25 protein-coding genes are annotated in these 21,402 nt (G+C 46.0%); 24 read left to right on the forward strand and 1 reads right to left on the reverse strand.

From position 1 onward, the window contains the following. Positions 1–10: 10 nt before the first annotated feature. Positions 11–496, reverse strand: a complete 486-nt coding sequence (locus IRE19_RS01385) for a DUF2529 family protein (RefSeq protein ID WP_203339056.1) — start codon at positions 494–496, stop codon at positions 11–13. A 47-nt stretch (positions 497–543) separates the two neighbouring features. Between IRE19_RS01385 and IRE19_RS01390 the strand changes: the two genes are divergently transcribed. The 24 genes from IRE19_RS01390 to IRE19_RS01505 all read left to right on the forward strand — a co-directional run bounded on the left by IRE19_RS01390 (position 544) and on the right by IRE19_RS01505 (position 21,384). Further along, a complete protein-coding gene (locus tag IRE19_RS01390; RefSeq protein ID WP_203339057.1) occupies positions 544–903 on the forward strand; it encodes a response regulator in 360 nt (119 codons plus the stop codon). Between the two features lie 84 nt (positions 904–987). Further along, positions 988–1,845 carry a class II fructose-bisphosphate aldolase gene (locus tag IRE19_RS01395; RefSeq protein ID WP_191713541.1) on the forward strand — a complete coding sequence of 286 codons (858 nt, stop codon included), beginning with the start codon at positions 988–990 and terminating at the stop codon, positions 1,843–1,845. A gap of 79 nt (positions 1,846–1,924) precedes the next feature. Continuing rightward, complete coding sequence (fsa, locus tag IRE19_RS01400; protein ID WP_191713542.1) at positions 1,925–2,587, forward strand: fructose-6-phosphate aldolase; 663 nt, start codon at positions 1,925–1,927, stop codon at positions 2,585–2,587. Between the two features lie 158 nt (positions 2,588–2,745). Beyond that, entirely contained in the window at positions 2,746–4,044 is a 1,299-nt protein-coding gene (murA, locus tag IRE19_RS01405) for a UDP-N-acetylglucosamine 1-carboxyvinyltransferase (RefSeq protein WP_191713543.1), read from the forward strand. A 73-nt stretch (positions 4,045–4,117) separates the two neighbouring features. Continuing rightward, entirely contained in the window at positions 4,118–5,083 is a 966-nt protein-coding gene (glpX, locus tag IRE19_RS01410; protein ID WP_191713544.1) for a class II fructose-bisphosphatase, read from the forward strand. 329 nt (positions 5,084–5,412) lie between these two features. Further along, positions 5,413–6,696, forward strand: coding sequence for a transcription termination factor Rho (gene rho / locus IRE19_RS01415; RefSeq protein ID WP_191713545.1), 1,284 nt, complete (start codon positions 5,413–5,415; stop codon positions 6,694–6,696). Between the two features lie 150 nt (positions 6,697–6,846). Further along, complete coding sequence (gene rpmE, locus IRE19_RS01420; RefSeq protein ID WP_191713546.1) at positions 6,847–7,062, forward strand: 50S ribosomal protein L31; 216 nt, start codon at positions 6,847–6,849, stop codon at positions 7,060–7,062. A gap of 310 nt (positions 7,063–7,372) precedes the next feature. After that, entirely contained in the window at positions 7,373–7,963 is a 591-nt protein-coding gene (locus tag IRE19_RS01425) for a thymidine kinase (RefSeq protein ID WP_191713547.1), read from the forward strand. 200 nt (positions 7,964–8,163) lie between these two features. Then, positions 8,164–9,243, forward strand: a complete 1,080-nt coding sequence (gene prfA / locus IRE19_RS01430) for a peptide chain release factor 1 (RefSeq protein ID WP_191713548.1) — start codon at positions 8,164–8,166, stop codon at positions 9,241–9,243. After that, the gene (gene prmC, locus IRE19_RS01435; RefSeq protein ID WP_203339058.1) at positions 9,230–10,087 is read left to right on the forward strand and encodes a peptide chain release factor N(5)-glutamine methyltransferase; all 858 of its coding nucleotides are present in this window, start codon (positions 9,230–9,232) and stop codon (positions 10,085–10,087) included. The genes prfA and prmC overlap by 14 nt, the downstream gene beginning before the upstream one ends. 89 nt (positions 10,088–10,176) lie before the next feature. Further along, positions 10,177–11,169 (forward strand): L-threonylcarbamoyladenylate synthase, encoded by a 993-nt coding sequence (locus IRE19_RS01440; RefSeq protein WP_203339059.1) that lies wholly within the window; start codon positions 10,177–10,179, stop codon positions 11,167–11,169. 21 nt (positions 11,170–11,190) lie between these two features. Further along, a complete protein-coding gene (locus tag IRE19_RS01445; protein ID WP_203339060.1) occupies positions 11,191–11,619 on the forward strand; it encodes a low molecular weight protein arginine phosphatase in 429 nt (142 codons plus the stop codon). A gap of 150 nt (positions 11,620–11,769) precedes the next feature. Next, positions 11,770–12,207 (forward strand): ribose 5-phosphate isomerase B, encoded by a 438-nt coding sequence (rpiB, locus tag IRE19_RS01450; RefSeq protein ID WP_191713552.1) that lies wholly within the window; start codon positions 11,770–11,772, stop codon positions 12,205–12,207. 12 nt (positions 12,208–12,219) lie between these two features. Then, positions 12,220–12,804, forward strand: a complete 585-nt coding sequence (locus tag IRE19_RS01455; RefSeq protein ID WP_203339061.1) for a TIGR01440 family protein — start codon at positions 12,220–12,222, stop codon at positions 12,802–12,804. Beyond that, positions 12,791–14,026: a serine hydroxymethyltransferase gene (gene glyA, locus IRE19_RS01460; RefSeq protein WP_191713554.1), complete on the forward strand. Its 1,236-nt coding sequence runs from the start codon at positions 12,791–12,793 to the stop codon at positions 14,024–14,026. The genes IRE19_RS01455 and glyA overlap by 14 nt, the downstream gene beginning before the upstream one ends. Positions 14,027–14,137: 111 nt before the next feature. Continuing rightward, positions 14,138–16,312: an EAL domain-containing protein gene (locus IRE19_RS01465; protein ID WP_203339062.1), complete on the forward strand. Its 2,175-nt coding sequence runs from the start codon at positions 14,138–14,140 to the stop codon at positions 16,310–16,312. 240 nt (positions 16,313–16,552) lie between these two features. After that, a complete protein-coding gene (gene upp / locus IRE19_RS01470) occupies positions 16,553–17,182 on the forward strand; it encodes a uracil phosphoribosyltransferase (RefSeq protein ID WP_191713556.1) in 630 nt (209 codons plus the stop codon). Positions 17,183–17,201: 19 nt separating this feature from the next. Beyond that, a complete protein-coding gene (gene wecB, locus IRE19_RS01475; protein WP_284700297.1) occupies positions 17,202–18,320 on the forward strand; it encodes a non-hydrolyzing UDP-N-acetylglucosamine 2-epimerase in 1,119 nt (372 codons plus the stop codon). Between the two features lie 237 nt (positions 18,321–18,557). Then, positions 18,558–18,779 carry an AtpZ/AtpI family protein gene (locus tag IRE19_RS01480; RefSeq protein ID WP_142827136.1) on the forward strand — a complete coding sequence of 74 codons (222 nt, stop codon included), beginning with the start codon at positions 18,558–18,560 and terminating at the stop codon, positions 18,777–18,779. A gap of 3 nt (positions 18,780–18,782) precedes the next feature. Further along, complete coding sequence (locus IRE19_RS01485) at positions 18,783–19,154, forward strand: ATP synthase subunit I (protein ID WP_191713557.1); 372 nt, start codon at positions 18,783–18,785, stop codon at positions 19,152–19,154. A 27-nt stretch (positions 19,155–19,181) separates the two neighbouring features. Then, positions 19,182–19,892 carry a F0F1 ATP synthase subunit A gene (atpB, locus tag IRE19_RS01490; RefSeq protein ID WP_191713558.1) on the forward strand — a complete coding sequence of 237 codons (711 nt, stop codon included), beginning with the start codon at positions 19,182–19,184 and terminating at the stop codon, positions 19,890–19,892. A gap of 57 nt (positions 19,893–19,949) precedes the next feature. Continuing rightward, complete coding sequence (gene atpE, locus IRE19_RS01495; RefSeq protein ID WP_006829234.1) at positions 19,950–20,174, forward strand: F0F1 ATP synthase subunit C; 225 nt, start codon at positions 19,950–19,952, stop codon at positions 20,172–20,174. Between the two features lie 161 nt (positions 20,175–20,335). After that, positions 20,336–20,857 carry a F0F1 ATP synthase subunit B gene (gene atpF, locus IRE19_RS01500; protein WP_191713559.1) on the forward strand — a complete coding sequence of 174 codons (522 nt, stop codon included), beginning with the start codon at positions 20,336–20,338 and terminating at the stop codon, positions 20,855–20,857. Then, positions 20,854–21,384: a F0F1 ATP synthase subunit delta gene (locus tag IRE19_RS01505; protein ID WP_191713560.1), complete on the forward strand. Its 531-nt coding sequence runs from the start codon at positions 20,854–20,856 to the stop codon at positions 21,382–21,384. The genes atpF and IRE19_RS01505 overlap by 4 nt, the downstream gene beginning before the upstream one ends. Positions 21,385–21,402 lie beyond the last annotated feature (18 nt).

The raw sequence follows: 21,402 nt of genomic DNA on the forward strand, positions 1-21,402 counted from the left end.
CATGGAAAACTTAATCGGCCAGCAGTTGGTCGATGCTTGATTTGACAGCGTGGTAGACATAGAGTGCGGCCATGGCATGTGGAACTATCATGGACAGAGCATCGTCCTGTAACCGTGCGCCTTTCTGCTTGTCCAATGGAAGAAAGGCATCGGCTAACTCGCTGTTGCCGGAATCCGGTGCGATAAAAGCGAAGGGGATGCCCGCATCCGAAAGCCGTCCAGCAAGTTCATCGCCTTCTTCATCCGCTGCCAGTATCCAAACGCGGTCGCTGCTGGTGACAATGCTTGCAGGCGACCATTCGGCCGCAGAAGCCAACGGATCTTTGCTATGAAAGGCAACGGAGTCGACGGCTTTCATTTCACCGAACGCCGCGATGAAAATAGTGCCGCCTGCAACAGCAGCTTGTGCCAAAACACCAGCTACAGCGTCAATGGCTTCCTGCTGTTTTGCCAGGTGCTCAAACAGCGGAGTTAATTGTGCAGTTAACAGTTCCATAAAACTCACCTCGTAAAAAAGTATAGCAGACAAAGGAGTGGTTCTTCTTGAAAACCATTTTAATTGTAGACGACCAACCGGGAATCCGGCTGTTGTTAAAAGAAGTGTTCAGCAAAGAAGGATACCAGACGTTCACTGCCGGAAGCGGCAAAGAAGCACTCGAATTGGTGCAGGAAGTGTGCCCGGACCTGGTGTTGTTGGATATGAAGATTCCAGGTATGGACGGCATTGAAATATTGAAGCGATTGAAGAAGAACAAGCCCTCAGTCCACGTCATCATGATGACCGCATACGGCGAATTGGATTTAATTAAGGAATCGATGAACTGGGGAGCTGAGCGCTATTTTACCAAGCCTTTCGACGTCTTTGAGGTGCGCGATGCCGTGAATGGTCTATTGCAGCAGTAAACAGCGAAGAAGTAGCGTAAGTACAGGGTTTTTGATATAGTATAAAGGATATTTGCTTTAAACATTGCTGAGGAGGAATTCTAAATGCCATTGGTTTCAATGAAAGAAATGATGATAAAAGGAAAACAAGAAGGATATGCAATCGGTCAATTCAATTTAAACAACCTGGAGTTCACACAAGCCATTCTTCAAGCTGCACAGGAAGAGAATTCTCCGGTAATCTGCGGAGTTTCAGAAGGAGCAGCACGTTACATGGGTGGATTCACGACAGTTGTTAATATTGTCAAAGGATTGATGCATGATTACAAAATCACCGTTCCCGTGGCAATCCACTTGGATCACGGTTCGAGCTTTGAAAAATGCAAGGAAGCGATTGATGCAGGATTCACTTCCGTAATGATTGATGCGTCTCATCACCCGTTTGAAGAAAACATTGAAATCACTAAACAAGTTGTAGAATATGCGCGACAACATAATGTATCCGTGGAAGCGGAATTGGGAACTGTCGGCGGACAGGAAGACGACATTATTGCTGATGGCGTTATTTATGCCGATCCAAAAGAATGCAAGCAGCTGGTTGAACAGACTGGAATTGATTGCTTGGCGCCGGCTCTTGGTTCAGTCCATGGCCCTTATAAAGGCGAACCGAATCTTGGGTTTACTGAAATGGAAGAAATTTCACAGCAATGCGACGTTCCGCTTGTATTGCACGGTGGTACAGGAATTCCAACTAAAGATATTCAACGTGCCGTTTCTCTTGGTACATCGAAAATCAACGTCAACACAGAAAGCCAGATCACTTCAGCACAAGCCGTACGCGAGGTTTTGAACAACGACGCGGATGTCTATGATCCCCGCAAATACATGGGACCAGCCCGCGAAGCAATCAAAAAGACTGTAATCGGCAAAATGCGTGAGTTTGGAAGTTCAGGGAAAGCATAATAACGACACAAAAAAAGATGGGAGAGAAGCGTCCGAAAGGCGCCTTCTCTTTTTCCCGTCATACTGGAGGAGAAAAATAATGAAATTTTTCATCGATACAGCAAACTTTGACGAAATTAAAGAAGCACACGCCTGGGGAATCCTTTCCGGCGTTACAACAAACCCATCTTTGGTAGCAAAAGAGAAAAACGTTTCATTCCATGACCGCCTGAAAGAAATTGCGGCGCTTGTTGATGGTTCAATCAGCGGAGAAGTGATTGCCCTTGATGCAGAAGGCATGATCAAAGAAGGCCGTGAATTGGCTGATCTTGCGCCGAACATCACAGTGAAATTGCCAATGACACCAGACGGATTGAAAGCTTGTTCAGTACTTGCTTCAGAAGGCAAAAAAGTTAACGTCACATTGATTTTCAGTGCAAACCAGGCATTGCTTGCAGCGCGTGCCGGAGCAGCATACGTTTCGCCATTCCTTGGACGCCTGGACGACATCGGACATAACGGCATGGACTTGATTTCAACAATTGCTGAAATCTTTGCTATCCATGATATTTCTTCAGAGATCATTGCTGCTTCAATCCGCCATCCACAGCACGTAACGGAAGCTGCATTGAATGGTGCACATATCGCTACGATGCCGATTAAAGTAATGCACCAAATGTTCAAGCACCCGTTGACAGATCAAGGAATCGATGCATTTTTGGCTGACTGGGAAAAACGTTCAGTAGAAGACGGCGTAAAATAAGAACATCAAGAGATTTCCCGCTTTTAGGGCGGGAAATTGACTTGCCTTTAATGGCAGGAAAAACCCAAGTTGTGATCGGCAGCCGACTGGCATGCTGAAGCAATGGAACTTTTGCGGCCAACTATACTGCCGGGAAAAGTGGATAAAGGAGAAAATTTATGGATGTATATAAAGTAAGGGGCGGTAAGCGCCTTTCCGGAACAATCAAAGTCAACGGTGCTAAAAATAGTGCGGTGGCATTGATTCCTGCATCGATTTTGGCGAATTCGCCAGTAACGATCGAAGGATTACCGGGTATTTCCGACGCATGGACACTGAAAAGTATTCTGGAAGAAATCGGCGGGGAAGTAACATTTGAAGACGGAACAATGAGCATCGATCCGACGAAAATGATTGATATGCCTTTGCCGAACGGCAATGTGAAAAAACTGCGTGCTTCCTATTATATGATGGGCGCGATGCTGGGCCGTTTCAAACATGCAGCAATTGGCCTTCCGGGCGGTTGTTTCTTAGGGCCTCGCCCAATCGATCAGCACATCAAAGGTTTTGAAGCATTAGGTGCGAAAGTCACGAATGAACACGGCGCCATCTACTTGCGTGCCGATGAGCTTCGTGGAGCCAAGATTTATTTGGATGTCGTCAGTGTTGGTGCAACAATCAACATCATGTTGGCAGCGGTTATGGCGAAAGGCCAAACAACGATTGAAAATGCGGCAAAAGAGCCGGAAATCATTGATGTAGCGACGTTATTGACCAATATGGGCGCGAAAATCAAAGGAGCCGGAACAAATGTCATCCGTATTGACGGCGTGGAAGAATTGCATGGCACCAACCATACAATCATCCCTGACCGCATTGAAGCCGGAACATTCATGATTATGGCTGCGGCTGCAGGAGATGGGGTAACCATCGACAACGTAATTCCTTTCCATATGGAAGCTTTGACTGCCAAATTACGCGAAATGGGCGTAGATGTGCAGGAAGGCGAAGAATCGATCTATATTCCAAAATCCAACAACTTGACGGCCATCGACGTAAAAACATTGGTGTACCCTGGATTCCCGACAGATCTTCAGCAGCCGTTTTCTGTGCTGATGACTCAGGCTCAAGGAGCTTCAATGATTACCGATACCATCTATTCCGCACGTTTCAAGCATATTGATGAACTTCGCCGCATGAATGCAAGCGGCCGTGTGGAAGGAAGAGCGGCGATCGTTACAGGGCCGACTCCTTTGACTGCGGCAACCGTTGTAGCTTCTGACTTGCGTGCAGGAGCCGCATTGGTCATTGCCGGATTACTGGCGGAAGGCGAAACAGAAATCCGTGAAATCTACCACATCGAACGCGGCTACGCGTCCATCATTGAAAAACTGCAGGGCCTTGGTGCAGATATCCGGAGAGAGACGATTGACCCGGTGGCAAGCATGAAGTCCGACCTTAGCCAGGATGCAAATTAACGGTCTTTTAGCATAAAAATATATGCTACAATATTGAAGGCATAGTTAAAGCTGAACGGGAGGAACTGATAGTATGGAACGAAGTCTTTCGATGGAATTAGTGCGTATCACTGAAGCGGCAGCAATTGCTTCTTCAAAATGGATGGGCCGCGGCATGAAGAACGAAGCGGATGATGCAGCCACCACTGCAATGAGAGTCGTATTTGATACTATTCCGATGCGCGGCGTGGTTGTCATCGGTGAAGGCGAGATGGACGAAGCGCCCATGCTTTATATCGGTGAAGAATTAGGGACAGGCAATGGTCCGGAAGTGGACGTTGCAGTGGATCCTTTAGAAGGAACAAATATCGTAGCAGCCGGCGGTTGGAATGCATTAGCGGTTCTGGCCATAGCTGATCGCGGCAACCTTCTCAACGCACCGGATATGTACATGGACAAAATTGCGGTTGGGCCTGAATCTGTAGGCAAAATTGACATTAACGCACCAGTCATCGATAATCTTCGTGCAGTGGCGAAAGCCAAAAACAAAGACATCGAAGAAGTGGTTGCCACCATTATGGACCGTCCGCGCCATAAAGACATCATTGATCAAATCCGAGCAGCTGGAGCACGCATTAAACTGATCGGTGACGGCGATGTAGCCGGCGCGATCAATACAGCGTTCGACCAGACAGGCGTTGATATTCTATTCGGAATTGGAGGAGCACCTGAAGGCGTTATCGCTGCAGTCGGCTTAAAATGCCTGGGTGGCGAAATCCAAGGGAAGCTTGTTCCGCAAAACGAAGAAGAAGCACAGCGCTGCATCGATATGGGTATTGACGTCAGCAAAGTCCTGATGATGGATGACCTTGTTAAAGGCGATGATGCCATCTTTGCAGCAACAGGCGTAACAGACGGGGAACTTTTAAAAGGAGTTCAGCTGAAAGGCGGTTTCGCAGAAAGCCATACATTGGTGATGCGCGCGAAATCCGGAACGATCCGCTTTATCGAAGGGCGTCACAGCCTTCAGAAAAAACCAAATCTCGTAATGAACGATTAACGATCCTACTTCATAAAATGAGTCCGGCAAATTGCCGGACTTCTTCTTTAAGATCTTCTCAATCATTCACTACCGATCCTCAAACCCTATAAGTTGAATCAATTGTTTAATCAAGGGAAATTAACAAGATGATATGGTGTGAACCGGCTCAGGTTTACCCCTTATTTTATTTCTTATGAAGAGTGCAGCCAATACAACGATGAAAGGCCATAATTGGTTTTAGAAGAAGCTCTGCCTTACGTGAGTTCTTCTGGTCGATGGAAAAAGGCTCATCCATTCATTCAACTTATCTACAAAAAAATAATACGAATAAGAGTGGTGTCCGATACATGGCAACGATAACAATCTCCGCATTGGAGAATATGACATTAAAAGAACTATATAATTTAGCAAAAGAATATAAATTGACCAATTACAGCAAGCTGACAAAAAAAGAACTGATTTTTGCGATTTTGAAGACACGCGCGGAACAGGAAGGCTTCTTCTTTATGGAAGGTGTTTTGGAAATTATCCAATCAGAAGGCTTTGGCTTCCTGCGCCCGATCAACTATTCCCCAAGTTCACAGGACATCTACATCTCGGCATCCCAAATCCGCCGTTTCGATTTGCGGAATGGGGACAAAGTTTCCGGGAAAGTGCGTCCTCCAAAGGAAAACGAACGTTATTTCGGTTTGCTTCAAGTCGAAGCCGTTAACGGCGAAGATCCGGAAGTAGCCAAAGAACGTGTGCATTTCCCTGGGTTGACGCCACTTTATCCAGATCGCCATATCCGTCTGGAAACGACACCGGCTCATTTGTCTACACGCATCATGGATTTGGTTGCGCCAGTCGGTTTTGGTCAGCGCGGATTGATCGTAGCACCGCCAAAAGCCGGGAAAACCATGCTTCTAAAAGAAATTGCGAACTCCATTACAACCAATCATCCCGAAGCTGAATTGATTGTCCTGCTGATTGACGAGCGTCCGGAAGAAGTAACGGATATCGAACGTTCCGTAAATGCGGATGTTGTCTCTTCGACATTTGATGAAGTACCTGAAAATCATGTGAAAGTCGCAGAGCTTGTCCTTGAACGGGCGATGCGCCTCGTTGAGCACAAACGTGATGTTGTCATTTTGATGGATTCCATCACGCGCCTTGCCCGAGCATATAATTTGGTGATTCCGCCAAGCGGGCGTACACTATCAGGAGGAATAGACCCAGCAGCTTTCCACCGTCCAAAACGCTTTTTCGGTGCCGCCCGAAATATCGAAGAAGGCGGCAGTTTGACGATTTTAGCGACCGCTTTAGTGGAAACAGGGTCACGAATGGATGAAGTCATTTACGAGGAATTTAAAGGGACCGGCAACATGGAATTGCATCTTGACCGATCTTTGGCTGAACGCCGCATTTTCCCTGCACTTGATATACGCCGTTCCGGAACGCGTAAGGAAGAGTTGCTGATCGAGCCGAAACAGCTTGAAAAGCTTTGGTCCATCCGAAAAACTTTCTCGGATTCTCATGATTTCGGTGAACGTTTCCTGAAGAAGCTGGGCCAAACAGATACAAATGAAGAATTCTTCGAGCAATTGGCTACGGAAATGAAGACCCACCGAAGCAACAAGAAGATGATTTAAATGCTTGCAAACGATACAAGAATTTGATATGATTATGAGAGTGAATCAAACCAAAGCTATTGCATATACGGTCTAAAGAACCGTGTAAGGCAATAGTAAAAATAGATTAAACTCTGTTCCAGATGGTTCAGGGCGAGAGGAGAAAACAAAATGAAATCAGGTATTCATCCAGATTACAAACAAGCTACAGTAACTTGCTCATGTGGGAACTCTTTCACAACTGGTTCTGTAAAAGAAAACATCAGCGTTGAGCTTTGCTCTGAATGTCATCCATTCTACACTGGACGTCAGAAATTCGCTTCAGCAGATGGCCGCGTAGACCGTTTCAACAAAAAATACGGCCTTAAAGAAGAAATCAACGAGTAATATTGGAAGAGCATGGACAGGAAGCGGAAATTCCGCAACGAATTTCTGTCCTCCTGTTTACCGCTTTCCTGCATCAATTAAAAATATACCTGCCTAGCGCGAAAACGCCTGGCGGGTATTTTTTTTTCGTTTATTCCTGCTTTTTCAGCAAGTGGATGCCTTATCCACCTTAGATAAAGGAGAAGCTGCCTGATTATGGCTTTCTCCATATTAGAAAAAAACACCTTACATATTCCAAAAAACAGCAAGATGCTGAATGATTTTTGGTATGATTAAACTAACAACAAAGTGTCCGAAAGGGGTCTCACCTATGTACGTCATGAAACAAACAGGATGGGTCGAATTAATCTGTGGCAGCATGTTTTCCGGAAAATCCGAAGAACTGATCCGCCGAGTGCGCCGTTCGCAATTCGCCAAACAAAAAATTATCGTTTTTAAACCAAAAATCGACGACCGTTACAGCAAAGAAGCGGTTGTTTCCCATAATGGAGCAACAGTAATCGCTCTGCCGATCTCCCGCTCAACTGATATGTGGGATCACATTACAGATGAATTTGACGTCATTGCCATCGATGAAGCCCAATTTTTTGATGAAGACATCATCGAAAACATCCAAAAGCTTGCTGATCATGGTTTCCGTGTAATTGTTGCCGGACTGGATCAGGATTTCAGAGGACGTCCATTCGGCCCCATGCCAGCTTTGCTCGCCATTGCCGAACAAGTGACGAAACTTCAAGCTGTCTGTACCGTTTGCGGTTCTCCGGCGAGCCGGACGCAGCGCCTGATCGACGGCAAGCCAGCTGGGTCAGATGATCCGACAATTCTGGTCGGTGCATCTGAGGCCTACGAACCACGCTGCCGCCATCATCACGAAGTGCCTGCGGGTGTTACTGTTAAGTGAATAGTTAAGTTGGAATACAGATATTCCACAAACCAGCTACGCTATCCTGTGGAGTCTCCGCTGGGTTGCTCCATATCTGAAATATACGGATGACAAAGTATAGCTGCTTATTAAAATCTTTAACCAATCAAGCGAACAGCAATGATGAAGTTTCAATCCAACACAAAAACAACACAAAATTAGAACTCGAGGTGACACCTATGTTTGATCGATTACAATCAGTAGAAGATAGATATGACCGTTTGAACGAATTGCTGAGCGATCCCGATATCGTCAGCGATACCAATAAACTGCGTGAGTATTCCAAGGAACAATCGGATCTGCAGGAAACGGTTGAAGCCTATCGTGAATACAAAGATTTGACAACTCAATTGGCTGAAGCAAAAGCCATGTTCGACGATAAGATGGACGCCGACATGCGCGAAATGGTCAAGGAAGAAGTCAGCGAATTGGAAGAACAGATTTCAGTGATTGAAGAGCGCCTTCATAAGCTGTTGATTCCGAAAGATCCCAATGATGATAAAAACGTTATTATGGAAATCCGTGGAGCAGCTGGCGGAGATGAAGCCGCGTTATTTGCAGGTGACCTTTACCGCATGTACACCCGTTTTGCCGAAACGAACGGCTGGAAAGTCCAAGTGCTGGATTCGAACCCGACCGGACTTGGCGGATTCAAGGAAATCGTCTTTATGATTACAGGGAAAGGCGCTTATTCGAAATTGAAATATGAAAACGGAGCACACCGTGTACAACGGGTGCCGGAAACAGAATCGGGCGGGCGGATCCACACCTCGACCGCAACGGTGGCTTGTTTGCCGGAAGTTGAAGAAGTGGAAATCGATATCCATGAGAATGATATCCGGACTGACACATATGCATCTTCAGGCGCCGGCGGACAATCGGTTAACACCACGATGTCAGCTGTCCGTTTGACGCACATTCCGACCAACACTGTGGTTACCTGCCAGGATGAAAAATCACAGATCAAAAACAAAGCCAGTGCCATGAAAGTATTGCGTGCACGCGTTTATGAAAAATTCCAGCAGGAAGCACAGGCTGAATATGACGCAGTCCGTAAATCTGCGGTTGGAACGGGCGACCGTTCTGAACGGATCCGGACATACAATTTCCCTCAAAACCGTGTCACCGATCACCGCATCGGATTGACGATCCAGAAGCTGGATCAGATTTTGCAAGGGAAAATGGATGAAATCATAGAGGCGTTGATTGTGGAAGAACAGTCAGCCCGCATGGAAAGCCTGAACAATGACCAAGCTTAAGTATGTTTATGAGGCCCTGAAGAGGGCTTCTTCTTTTTTACTGGAGAACGGCCGTGAAGAAGGAGCTGCACGCATCCTTCTTCAGCATGAACTGGACCTTTCGTATTCGGGCTTGATCGCTGCCATGCGCGATGAAATCAGTGAAGCTCAATTTAACCGGTTCTGGGCAAATGTGGAGCAGCATGCCAAAGGGGTTCCAGTGCAGCATTTGACGGGCAGTGAAGAATTTTATGGCAGAAACTTCCTGGTAAATCCGGATGTCTTGATTCCAAGGCCTGAAACAGAAGAACTAATAGAAGAAACGCTGCAGCTGATTGAACGCCATCTTTTCAAGGAAGAATTGGCGATCGCTGATATTGGTACAGGAAGCGGCATTATCGCCATCACGATGAAATGTGAGTTGCCAAATGCGCAGGTAACCGCCACCGATATTTCGCAGCCTGCACTGGAGACGGCAGCATTAAATGCCGAACGCCTTCATGCGGAAATCGATTTCCGGTTGGGTGATTTGACGGAACCGATCAAAGACCAGAAATGGGATGTCGTCTTATCGAATCCGCCTTATATCGGATATGAAGAAGCGCCGAGTTTGTCCGACAGTGTCCGCGATTTTGAGCCCCATAATGCTTTGTTCGCCGATCAGGAGGGTTTGGCTTTGTATGAAAAAATGGCTGAACAGTTGCCGAAGTTGATCAATAAACCAGGTATTATCGGATTCGAAATAGGTTATCAACAGGGACCGGCGGTCGAAAAGATGCTAAAAAGCGCTTTTCCGGACGCATTGGTCTATATTAAAGAAGATATCAACAAAAAGGATCGCATGGTTTTTGCGATTATCGAGTAAGTTATGCACAATTTGCGCACAACTAATAGGGAGTTATCCACTTTATGTGGATAGGACGATAAAAACCCTTAAAAATAGGAGTTGTTCTTGTGAAAACGGAAATTATTTCTGTGGATAAGAATGTGGATGAAAAAGAAAGTTATGAACAGGCTGTGGAAATCATTCGCAATGGTGAGGTTGTCGCGTTTCCGACTGAAACAGTTTACGGATTGGGAGCGGATGCGACCAATTGGGAAGCCGTCAATAAAATTTTTGAAGCAAAAGGCCGTCCAGCTGATAATCCATTGATTGTCCATGTTGATTCGAAAGAAACAGCATTGACATATGTGCAGGAAGTATCAGCAAAAGCGTTGCAATGCATGGATGCTTTTTGGCCCGGGGCCTTGACGCTGATCATGCAAGCAAAACCTGAAACCTTTGCCGGAAATGTTACAGCAAATCTTGAAACAGTCGGAGTCCGTGTGCCGAATCATCCGGTAGCGCTGAAGCTTTTGCAGGAACTGAAGCTGCCTTTGGCGGCACCGAGCGCCAATACAAGCGGAAAACCAAGTCCAACCTTGGCTGAGCATGTATACCATGACATGGATGGCAAAATTCCGCTGATTTTGGACGGGGGTCCCACGGAAATCGGCATCGAGTCCACTGTGCTGGATACGACTTGTGAGCCGCCGGTTATTCTGCGTCCAGGGAAAGTGTCGAAACAGGAGTTGGAGAATGTCATCGGAACGGTCCGTTTGTCTTCCGACAACAAAAATAACACGCCTAAATCCCCAGGGATGAAGTACATGCATTACGCGCCTGCAGCTCCATTGTATTTGATTGAAAATGAAGAAGGTTTAATTGAAAAAGCGATTGAATATGTCCGGGGAAAAGGGAAACGCGTAGCTGTCATCAGCAAAGAAGAATACCCTGAAGCTGATTTTAATTTTCCATTGTCCATGGCAACTCTTTACGCCAGCTTGCGCAAATGTGATTCAACAGATGCAGATCTGATTTTGGCATCGGTTGAAACCGGTGGAAAAATGGACGAAGCGTTAATGAACAGACTTGAAAAAGCTGCGGACCATAAATGGTTCAGCTGATTGTTTGAAAGGAGGTGCAGGATGAAGATTCTATTTGTCTGTACGGGCAATACATGCCGGAGCCCGATGGCTGAAGCCATCCTGTCAGCGAAAAAATTGCCTGGTATCGAAGTCCGTTCGGCGGGGATATTTGCTGGTGCCGCACCGCTGTCCAGGAATGCCCAATCTGTTTTATCTCAACAGCAAATTTCGTTTACTCATACGTCCAAGCCTCTGGAAGCGGGGGATATGCAATGGGCGGAATTGATTTTGACGATGACCAATTCGCATAAAATGACGCTTCTGCAGGCACAGCCTGAAGCAGCGACAAAACTTTATACATTGAAGGAATTCACCGAAGGTTCGGCAGAAGATATCAGTGACCCATACGGAGGGCCGCTGGAACTTTATGAAGAGACCTTTCATGAACTCAAAGAGCTGATTGATAAATTAATTGAAAAAATCACTTAACTGAAAAAGACAGGCGAGCCAGTGAGGGTTTGCCTGTCTTTTTTGCGTAAAAATGTTAGAATTAATTAAAAGCGTAATGCAATTCGGCACAATTCGACAAGAGCGCTTTTGCTGAACCATAAATTTGATTTTAAGAAAAGAGGGTTTACCATGAGAGTGGCAATTTCATCAGATCACGGCGGGAATAACCTGCGCAAAGAAATCGTTAACCTAATGAACGAAATTGGCATAGAATATCAGGATTTCGGTCCGCATACAGACGATTCAGTCGATTACCCGGATTATGCAAAACCGGTTGCTGACCGGGTGGCAAGCGGAGAATTTGACCGTGGGATTTTGATTTGCGGCACAGGCATCGGCATGTCCATCTCGGCAAATAAAGTCAAAGGCATTCGTTGCGCGCTTGTCCATGATGTATTCAGTGCAAAAGCGACAAGAGGGCATAACGATTCAAATATCCTGGCAATGGGGGAACGCGTAATTGGTCCGGGCCTTGCACGTGAAATCGCTCAAACTTGGCTGACAGAAGAATTTGAAGGCGGCAGACACGGAAAACGCATCCAAAAAATCACAGACCTCGAAAAATAAGGAGGAGTCGGCATGCAAACTTTATGGCAATTGCAACTGGAAGAGATTTTAAGCGAATTGGAGCAGCAGATCGAGTTCAGGAAAGGCCAAGTGTTTGTAGTCGGCTGTTCGACGTCAGAGGTAGCAGGAAAACGCATCGGAACAGGCGGCGGGTTGGATATTGCAGAAAGTCTGTTTGAACCTTTGGAGAAATTCGCGGCACGCCATCAGCTCTTTTTGGCGTTTCAAGGCTGTGAGCACATCAATCGCGCATTGACGGTCGAGCGGCAGGCTGCTGAAAAATATGGATGGGAACCGGTCTCGGTTATTCCAGTCGCCAAAGCTGGCGGTTCGATGAGTGCATATGCATTCAGCAATATGGCCGATCCGGTCGTAGTGGAAGAGGTCCAGGCCCATGCGGGAATCGATATCGGACAAACAATGATTGGCATGCATTTGAAAAGAGTTGCCGTTCCTCTGCGAACTTCTGTTAAACTAGTAGGTGAAGCGATTGTGGCATCCGCTACTACCCGGCCGAAATTGATCGGTGGGGCACGTGCGAGCTATGATCGTGAGCTTGTTCAATTACAGGAGGGATACACAGATGGAATTGATTAAGGCGCTAGACCCAGCAGTATATGAAGCGATGAATGCAGAAAAAGGAAGACAGGAAGCGAATATCGAATTGATCGCTTCTGAAAACTTTGTCTCACAAGCAGTTATGGATGCACAGGGATCAGTATTGACCAACAAATACGCGGAAGGCTATCCGGGCAAACGTTATTACGGTGGCTGCGAATTTGTGGATGTCGTTGAGAACATTGCACGCGACCGCCTGAAAGAAATTTTTGGCGCGGAACATGCGAACGTTCAACCCCATTCTGGATCACAAGCCAATATGGCTGTCTATACAGCAGTTTTGGAAAAAGGCGATACGATTCTTGGAATGAACCTGAACCATGGCGGGCATTTGACGCACGGCAGTAAAGTGAATTTCAGCGGTATGCAGTATAATTTTGTCGAGTACGGCGTTACAGAAGAAGAGCAATTGATCGATTATGAAGCAGTTCGCCAGGCAGCTTTGGAACACAAGCCGAAAATGGTTGTAGCTGGAGCAAGCGCTTATTCGCGTAAATTGGATTTTGCTAAATTCCGTGAAATCGCTGATGAAGTCGGAGCTTACCTGATGGTCGACATGGCACATATCGCGGGCCTTGTTGCTACTGGGGCTCATCCTAATCCTGTCCCTCATGCCCATTTCGTTACATCGACTACGCATAAAACACTTCGCGGTCCACGCGGCGGGTTGATTCTCTGCAATGAAGAATTTGCGAAAAAAATCGATAAAACCATTTTCCCTGGAATTCAAGGCGGTCCGCTTATGCACGTCATCGCAGCGAAAGCCGTTGCATTCGGTGAAGCGCAGCAACCTGAATTCAAAACCTATATTGAACAAGTCGTGAAAAATGCCAATGCACTTGCTGAAGGCCTGATTGCTGAAGGCGTTGACATCGTTTCCGGCGGCACAGACAATCATTTGCTGCTGCTCGACCTCCGCTCGTTGAATCTGACAGGCAAAGTCGCAGAGCATGTACTTGATGAAGTCGGTATTACAACAAACAAAAATACCATTCCATTTGATCCCGAAAGCCCATTTGTCACTTCGGGAATCCGTCTTGGGACTGCTGCCGTAACATCCCGTGGATTTAAAGAAGCGGAAATGAAAGAAATTGCTGCAATCATGGCAATGCTCCTGAAAAATCCGGAAGATGAATCCGTGAAAAAAGATGCTGCAGAACGTACAGCCAAATTGACTGCTGCGCATCCCTTATATAAATAATTAAATACTGCTGCCGGGTAAACTGCTTGGCAGCTTTATTTTTTCTGCATAATTTGGAGCAGATTTCTTTGCTTTATTAAAATACATAGCAACACAGGAGGGACGCGTCGTATGCACACGCATGAACTGAAGAGAGATAAAAAGGTAATCATGGAGTGGCTGCGCCGTCTCGGTGTTGAATTCCATACATCATTTCTGATCGTTAATTCGGAGATGGAAGACCAGCCCGTCGTTTATGCGAACGATGCCTTTTACAAAATGATCGGCTATAGCGAAGAGGAAACCCTGGGGCGGAATGGTCGTTTTCTGCATGGTGAAAAAACTGCAATGGAAGCGAAAGAGCAAATTCGGAAATGTGTGGATGCCAGTAAGAGCGGCATTGTGGAAATTGTGAATTACCGAAAAAACAGCACTCCTTTTTGGAATGAAATCACTGTGCAGCCTTTATCTTTTCCAGAAAAGGATTTCAAATTCACATTGATGCTCCAGCACGATATCACCGACCGCAAACGTGCAGAAGCCTTGATCAAGCTTCAAAAAGAGACATACACGGGAATCGAAAAAGGCTATATGCTCAGCGCGTTGCTGCAGAATATCTGCAATACCGCCGAATCGTTCTTTATTGATGGAGCGAAATGCACGGTATTGTTGATCGACGATACCGAACTTTATAAAATCGGTGCGGCCAGTTCCATGCCGAAAGGGTTCCAGGATGCCATCGACGGAACGGTGGTTGAGGAAGACATCGGTACTTGTGGTGCAGCATTCCACCGGCAAGAAGCAGTAATCGTGGATGATATGAGCACGGACTACTTGTGGCGAAATCATCAGCAATTAGTGAAAACCTATAACTTGGTGTCCAGCTGGTCAATTCCAATATTTAATGTTGAAGGAAGCGCCATCGGTACTTTCGGAATTTATTTCCCTTCGCCGTTGACGCCGCATGAAAAAGATTTGGCATTCATGGAAGAAGTGGCATCGATCGCTTCGCTGGCCATCAAATATTCCCGTCAGCACGAAGAGGTTTTGCGCTTGGCTTATACCGATGAAAATACGGATTTGCCCAACCGAAATTATTTCAGAACTGAAATCACGGAATTGCTGAAAGAAGGCAAAGAAGGTTTCGTGGCATTTTTGTCGACAGATGAATACGTCAAAGTGGTCGATCAATATGGCCACAGAGCAGGGGACACGATCCTGCGCGAAATCGGCAAACGATTGATGCTTTCGCAGAATTTGTCGGATAACCTGATTGCACGTTTTTCGGATTCTACGCTAGCCATGTACAGTGCGACGCCTTTCACAAAAATTCCGGATTACTTGGATCATCTGCTGAGCGGACTGGTGGAACCGATCAAAGTAGGGGATATGGAATTATTCCTGACGTTGAAAATGGGGGTAGCCATCGTAACGCCCAACCAGCAGGATTCCGAGGAGTTAATTCGTTGTGCAGATAGCGCATTGTCACAGGCGAAACTTCAGACCGGTGAGGCGATCTGTTATTTCGAAAGTGAGCATGATGAATTCATGATGAAGGATTTGCGCGTGGCGAATGAATTGACGGCAGCACTGAGACGCAATGAAGTCGGCGTCCATTTGCAGCCCAAAGTCGATTTGACAACCGGTGAAATCTTGAGTTTTGAAGCTCTGGCCCGTTGGACATCTCCTGAGCTTGGGACCATACCGCCGGACGTCTTTATTCCGGCAGCTGAAAAAAATGGCAAAATCCGCATGCTGGAGCAAAACGTCTTGAAGCAAGTGCTGCAATGGATGAAGAAAAGAACAGAGCAGGAGTTGAAGATTCGGCAAGTTGCCATCAACATCTCTGCAGATCATTTCTTCCATCATTCTTTCGTTCCGTATTTGATGGACATGACGGCCGAATACGGCATTGACCCGAAATGGATTCAATTGGAGATAACCGAGCGAATCGGTTTTGTAGATATCGAAACGGCCAATAAAGTCTTTAGGCATCTGAGGCACTGCGGGTTTACGACATCGATTGATGATTTTGGCACCGGCTATTCGTCGCTCAGCTATCTGCAGAAGCTGCCTGTTGAAGAATTGAAGATCGACCGTTCGTTTATTTCAACTATGCACGAACCGGGAACTTTGGCGATTATCCGGACTATCATTCAGCTTGCGGAGAACCTGAATATGCGCGCAGTGGCTGAAGGTGTGGAAACTGAGCAGGATCGCCAAACATTATTGGCGCTTGGCTGCAAGGTCGGTCAGGGTTATTTCTTCTACAAGCCGATGCCGCTCAATGAAGCGTATTTATTATAACAGAAGAAAAAACGTTTCAGAATTGCGGAAATGGGACACTTTTGAACCCGATGTTGAAATGCATTTAAATGGACAAATGAAACATCTGCTAAGCCGGGGAAATATTTCCCGGTTTTTTTCTTTGGAAAAATAAAGCATAGGCGAAATTAACTGAATAATACCAAAGCAGGATCTGGCCACTAGGGCAAAGAATTTTCTGTTATACTATTTAAGATAATGTTTGAAAAGGAGAGATAGGCCATGGGAAAAGTATACGTTTTTGATCATCCGCTGATTCAGCACAAAGTAACGTACATTCGTGACAAGTCTACAGGCACGAAAGAATTCCGCGAATTGGTTGACGAAATTGCCACATTGATGGCGTTTGAAATCACACGCGACTTGCCGCTAGAGGAAATCGACGTGGAAACGCCGGTCCAAATGGCGAAATCGAAAGTCCTTGCAGGGAAAAAATTGGGCGTTGTGCCGATTTTGCGCGCAGGAATCGGCATGGTCGATGGAATCCTGAAATTGATTCCGGCAGCTAAAGTCGGACATATCGGTTTGTACCGTGACCCGGTCACATTGCAGCCTGTCGAGTACTATTTGAAATTGCCATCCGATGTGCAGGAACGGGACTTCATCGTTGTAGATCCAATGCTTGCTACCGGAGGTTCTGCTATTGAAGCAGTCAACTCCATGAAAAAGCGTGGCGCTACGAAAATTCGTTTCATGTGCATCATCGCAGCTCCTGAAGGTGTGGAAGCACTGCAAGAAGCTCACCCGGATGTGGACATCTACATCGCAGCACTTGATGAGAAATTGAACGAAAAAGGATACATCGTTCCAGGTCTTGGAGACGCAGGAGACCGTCTATTTGGAACAAAATAAGAAAGTGAGGTAAACCAGCTTGACGAAAAAATGGAAAGTAATGACGATATTTGGTACGCGGCCCGAAGCCATTAAAATGGCGCCGCTTGTCTTGGAACTTCAAAAACATCCCGACACCATTGAACCGCTTGTGACAGTGACAGCGCAGCATCGGGAAATGTTGGATCAGGTGCTGGAGACTTTCCAGATCACGCCTGACTTCGATTTGAATATCATGAAAGACCGCCAGACATTGACCGATGTTACGATGCGTGCCATGCAGGGGCTTGATTCGGTTATGAAAGAAGCGAAGCCGGATATCGTGCTGGTGCATGGCGATACGACAACGACTTTTGCTGCCAGCCTTGCTGCTTTTTATAACCAGGTCGCCATAGGGCATGTGGAAGCCGGTTTGCGTACACACAATAAATATTCGCCATATCCTGAAGAAATGAACCGTCAGTTGACGGGTGTCATGGCGGATATTCATTTTTCGCCAACTGAAAAATCCGCTCAGAACCTGCTGGATGAAAACAAGAAGGCAGAAACCATCTACATTACAGGCAATACGGCAATCGATGCGCTTCAAACGACTGTTCGCGAAACTTACACACATCCGATCCTGGAGAAAATCGGCACAGACCGTATGATCTTGCTGACGGCGCACCGCCGTGAAAACTTAGGGCAGCCGATGCGAAATATGTTCCGCGCAATTAAACGGTTGATTGAAGAGCACGATGATATCCAAGTGGTTTACCCGGTTCACATGAATCCGGCTGTACGTGAAGTGGCGGATGAAGTACTGGGCCGTGACCCGCGCATCCATTTGATCGAACCGCTGGAAGTATTGGATTTTCATAACTTTGCGGCCCGTTCATTCTTTATTCTGACCGATTCAGGCGGAATTCAGGAAGAGGCGCCTTCACTTGGCAAGCCGGTTTTGGTTTTGCGTGATACCACTGAACGCCCTGAAGGCATCACCGCGGGAACATTGAAGCTCGCAGGCACTGACGAAGAGACGATTTATGGATTGGCTAAAGAATTGCTGACGGACGAATCTGCCTACAAGGCGATGTCCCAAGCATCCAATCCATACGGAGACGGCCAAGCATCTGCCCGGATCGTCGAAGCGCTGCATACGTATTTTTCAAAGCTGTAAATGGGATAGACCGTCAATTTCAAATTTTTCGGTAAAATTTGTCGACAATATGTCGAAAGGAAATCGCTTGTGAAGTTTTTCACTTCTACTAATTGACATGATTTTACCCCTATTGTATGCTTACAAAGGGTATGCATGAGAAGGTTTTCTTACATAGATTATGTGGTCTTGAAAGCCTGATGCGACGGCTCTTTTTAAGGGTTTAATGTCAAATCAACGAAGTTCGAGGGGGTTATCATGCGCCCAACAAAAAGTCCCTTACAAGCGATGGCAATTTATAGTGCCATCCTCTCACAACTTGTCGGGTCCGTGCTTATCGGCGTGTTCACAGGTATGTGGCTCGATGACAGGCTCGGAACCGCCCCGTTTTTCATGATCATCTGCCTATTCATAGGCATCACTGCCGGTGTTTGGGCAATGCTTCAGACTGTCCGCAAATTCGAATCAGGAGACAAGTAAAAAATGGAAGGACTTAGGGAGATATATACACGACTAAAAAAGATGATTTTTTTCATCTTGGCGTTCTGCGTTATTGGTTGGGGGTTTACCCCTTATCAAGAAGTGTTCGCGGGTCTCATAATCGGAACTTTGTTCGGCATTTACAACATGTGGATCCTGGTTCGGCGGATGGAGAAATTCGACCGTGCGGTGGCTGAAGGCTCGAAAGTTCGTTCGCTTGGAACGGCATTACGGTTTGCATCAGGTGTTGCAGCTGTGGCGATCGCCATTTTGTTCGCAGAGCACATTCACTTGGTCAGTACGGTAATTGGGTTGATGGTCCCTTACGCTCTGTTATTGGCAGAGCGGATTGTTTATCATGTGAAACACCATTAACAATGTGGAAAGAGAGGTGGAACAATCGTGGAACATGGCGCTCCTATGCTCGAGGTGTTCGGGATCTGGTTTAACCTATCGAACGTTATGATGCTAACTATAGCCGCTCTTATCGTTTTCCTTATTGCTTATATTTCTACACGGAAACTGCAGCTCAAACCAACGGGCATGCAGAACTTCATGGAATGGATCATGGATTTCGTTAAAGGAATAATCAACAGCAATATGGATTGGAAAGATGGTGGCCGATTCCATGTTCTTGGAATCACCCTGATTATGTTCATTTTTGTTTCGAACATGTTAGGCCTTCCATTTGCAATAGTTGTCAACGGAGATCTTTGGTGGAAATCGCCAACAGCTGACCCGACGGTAACGATGACATTGGCCGCAATGGTGCTAATCTTGAGCCATTATTATGGCATCAAGCTGAAAGGGCTCAAAGGATACGCCGGAGGCTATATCAAGCCAATGAAATTCTTATTCCCATTGAACATCATTGAGGAATTCGCAAATACGCTGACACTCGGTCTGCGTCTTTACGGTAACATCTATGCGGGGGAAATCCTGTTGACTTTGTTGGCAGGCCTCGCATCAGCAGGTGCATTTGGATTCGCATCAGCAATCGTGCCTATGATGGCATGGCAAGGATTCTCGATCTTTATCGGGGCAATCCAGGCGTTTATTTTCGTTATGTTAACGATGGTCTACATGTCGCACAAAGTTGCCGACGACCATTGAGTATAAACTGCTCGTAGAGCAAAAAAAAAACAACTATCCTGAGGAGGACACATCAAAATGACAGGTTCATTAGGTTTATTAGCAGCAGCAATCGCAGTAGGTTTAGCAGCACTAGGCGCAGGTATTGGTAACGGTCTTATCGTTTCAAAAACAGTTGAAGGTATCGCTCGCCAGCCAGAAGCTCGCGGAGTTCTACAAACAACTATGTTCATCGGGGTTGCATTGGTTGAGGCATTGCCGATCATCGCTGTAGTTATCGCGTTCATCGTTATGAACCAATAGTATTTAATAGTCACAAAGTTTAATGGTGGGGATGCTACTACATGATTTTCGCCATTTAAACTTGTATGCACCACCTTGCTTTTGAAAATTCATCTTACAGAGTAAAAGATCTTACTATAGAAGAAATTGTATTTTAGGCTCTTGAAGGGAGTGAAACAATCGTGTTTTTTGACCATCTTGTACTCGGTGCAACCGGGGAGTTTTTGAATATCGGAGACATTCTCGCTACACTTGTTATCTTCACCTTGCTGATGGTGCTTTTGAAGAAATTCGCATGGGGTCCTTTGATGGGCGTAATGCAGCAGCGTGAAGATTTGATCAAGAGTGAAATCGAAACTGCTGAAAACAGCCGTCTAGAATCACAAAAGTTGCTTGAAGAGCAGCGCAGCCTTCTTAAAGATGCGCGTACACAAGCACAGGAAATCGTTGAGAACGCTAAAAAGCAAGGCGAAGTTTCGCGTGAGGAAATCATTACGACTGCACGTGCTGAGTCTGGCCGCATGAAAGAAGCAGCGGTTCAGGAAATTGCCAACGAAAGAGATAAAGCTATTTCAGCGGTTCGTGAAGAAGTTGTGGCATTGTCATTGCTTGCTGCTACGAAAGTGCTTGGAAAAGAAATCTCTGAGGAAGACAACCGTCAGTTGATTAACGAAACGATTGCGAAGGCAGGCGAAGTTCAGTGAGTCTAGTTGCAGAACGCTACGCTTTAGCATTGTTTGAAGTCGCTCAGAAGCACGGATCGTCTTTGGATATTGAACATGATTTGCGTGAAGTGAAAAAAGTCTTCGAAATGACTCCGGAACTTTACAATTTGATCGTTTCACCAAAACTTTCTGCTGAGAAAAGAAGAAACTTGATCAATGAAGTATTTAACGAAGCAAATCCGTTTGTGGTGAATACGCTTCAATTGATGGCAGAACGCAAACGTCTGGACGAAGTCGGCTCTTTGGCTGATGAGTTCGTTGCTTTATCTAATGACGCACAAGGAATTGAAGATGCGAAAGTTTATTCTACACGTCCTTTGACGGAAGAAGAACGCGCATCCATCTCTTCCATTTTCGCTAAAAAAATCGGTAAACAATCTTTACGAATTGAAAACATCATCGATCCATCGTTGCTCGGCGGATTGCGTCTTCAAATCGGAAACCGTATTTATGACAGCAGCGTGAGCACGAAATTGGCACGTCTGCAGCGTCAACTAATCGGTTAATTATGAAATTATGAGAGG

The sequence above is a fragment of the Planococcus beijingensis genome (assembly GCF_016820615.1).
Lineage (GTDB): Bacteria > Bacillota > Bacilli > Bacillales_A > Planococcaceae > Planococcus > Planococcus notacanthi.

What these genes read in the sequence shown, in the direction of transcription:
- IRE19_RS01455 (WP_203339061.1), top strand. Translation starts at nt 12,220, where the DNA reads ATGCAAACTTTATGGCAATTGCAACTGGAAGAGATTTTAAGCGAATTG.
- IRE19_RS01485 (WP_191713557.1), top strand. Translation starts at nt 18,783, where the DNA reads ATGGAAGGACTTAGGGAGATATATACACGACTAAAAAAGATGATTTTT.
- IRE19_RS01445 (WP_203339060.1), top strand. Translation starts at nt 11,191, where the DNA reads ATGAAGATTCTATTTGTCTGTACGGGCAATACATGCCGGAGCCCGATG.
- IRE19_RS01425 (WP_191713547.1), top strand. Translation starts at nt 7,373, where the DNA reads ATGTACGTCATGAAACAAACAGGATGGGTCGAATTAATCTGTGGCAGC.
- IRE19_RS01385 (WP_203339056.1), bottom strand. Translation starts at nt 496, where the DNA reads ATGGAACTGTTAACTGCACAATTAACTCCGCTGTTTGAGCACCTGGCA.
- prfA (WP_191713548.1), top strand. Translation starts at nt 8,164, where the DNA reads ATGTTTGATCGATTACAATCAGTAGAAGATAGATATGACCGTTTGAAC.
- glyA (WP_191713554.1), top strand. Translation starts at nt 12,791, where the DNA reads ATGGAATTGATTAAGGCGCTAGACCCAGCAGTATATGAAGCGATGAAT.
- glpX (WP_191713544.1), top strand. Translation starts at nt 4,118, where the DNA reads ATGGAACGAAGTCTTTCGATGGAATTAGTGCGTATCACTGAAGCGGCA.
- prmC (WP_203339058.1), top strand. Translation starts at nt 9,230, where the DNA reads ATGACCAAGCTTAAGTATGTTTATGAGGCCCTGAAGAGGGCTTCTTCT.
- IRE19_RS01480 (WP_142827136.1), top strand. Translation starts at nt 18,558, where the DNA reads ATGCGCCCAACAAAAAGTCCCTTACAAGCGATGGCAATTTATAGTGCC.
- IRE19_RS01395 (WP_191713541.1), top strand. Translation starts at nt 988, where the DNA reads ATGCCATTGGTTTCAATGAAAGAAATGATGATAAAAGGAAAACAAGAA.
- rho (WP_191713545.1), top strand. Translation starts at nt 5,413, where the DNA reads ATGGCAACGATAACAATCTCCGCATTGGAGAATATGACATTAAAAGAA.
- murA (WP_191713543.1), top strand. Translation starts at nt 2,746, where the DNA reads ATGGATGTATATAAAGTAAGGGGCGGTAAGCGCCTTTCCGGAACAATC.
- fsa (WP_191713542.1), top strand. Translation starts at nt 1,925, where the DNA reads ATGAAATTTTTCATCGATACAGCAAACTTTGACGAAATTAAAGAAGCA.
- upp (WP_191713556.1), top strand. Translation starts at nt 16,553, where the DNA reads ATGGGAAAAGTATACGTTTTTGATCATCCGCTGATTCAGCACAAAGTA.
- rpmE (WP_191713546.1), top strand. Translation starts at nt 6,847, where the DNA reads ATGAAATCAGGTATTCATCCAGATTACAAACAAGCTACAGTAACTTGC.
- atpE (WP_006829234.1), top strand. Translation starts at nt 19,950, where the DNA reads ATGACAGGTTCATTAGGTTTATTAGCAGCAGCAATCGCAGTAGGTTTA.
- rpiB (WP_191713552.1), top strand. Translation starts at nt 11,770, where the DNA reads ATGAGAGTGGCAATTTCATCAGATCACGGCGGGAATAACCTGCGCAAA.
- IRE19_RS01465 (WP_203339062.1), top strand. Translation starts at nt 14,138, where the DNA reads ATGCACACGCATGAACTGAAGAGAGATAAAAAGGTAATCATGGAGTGG.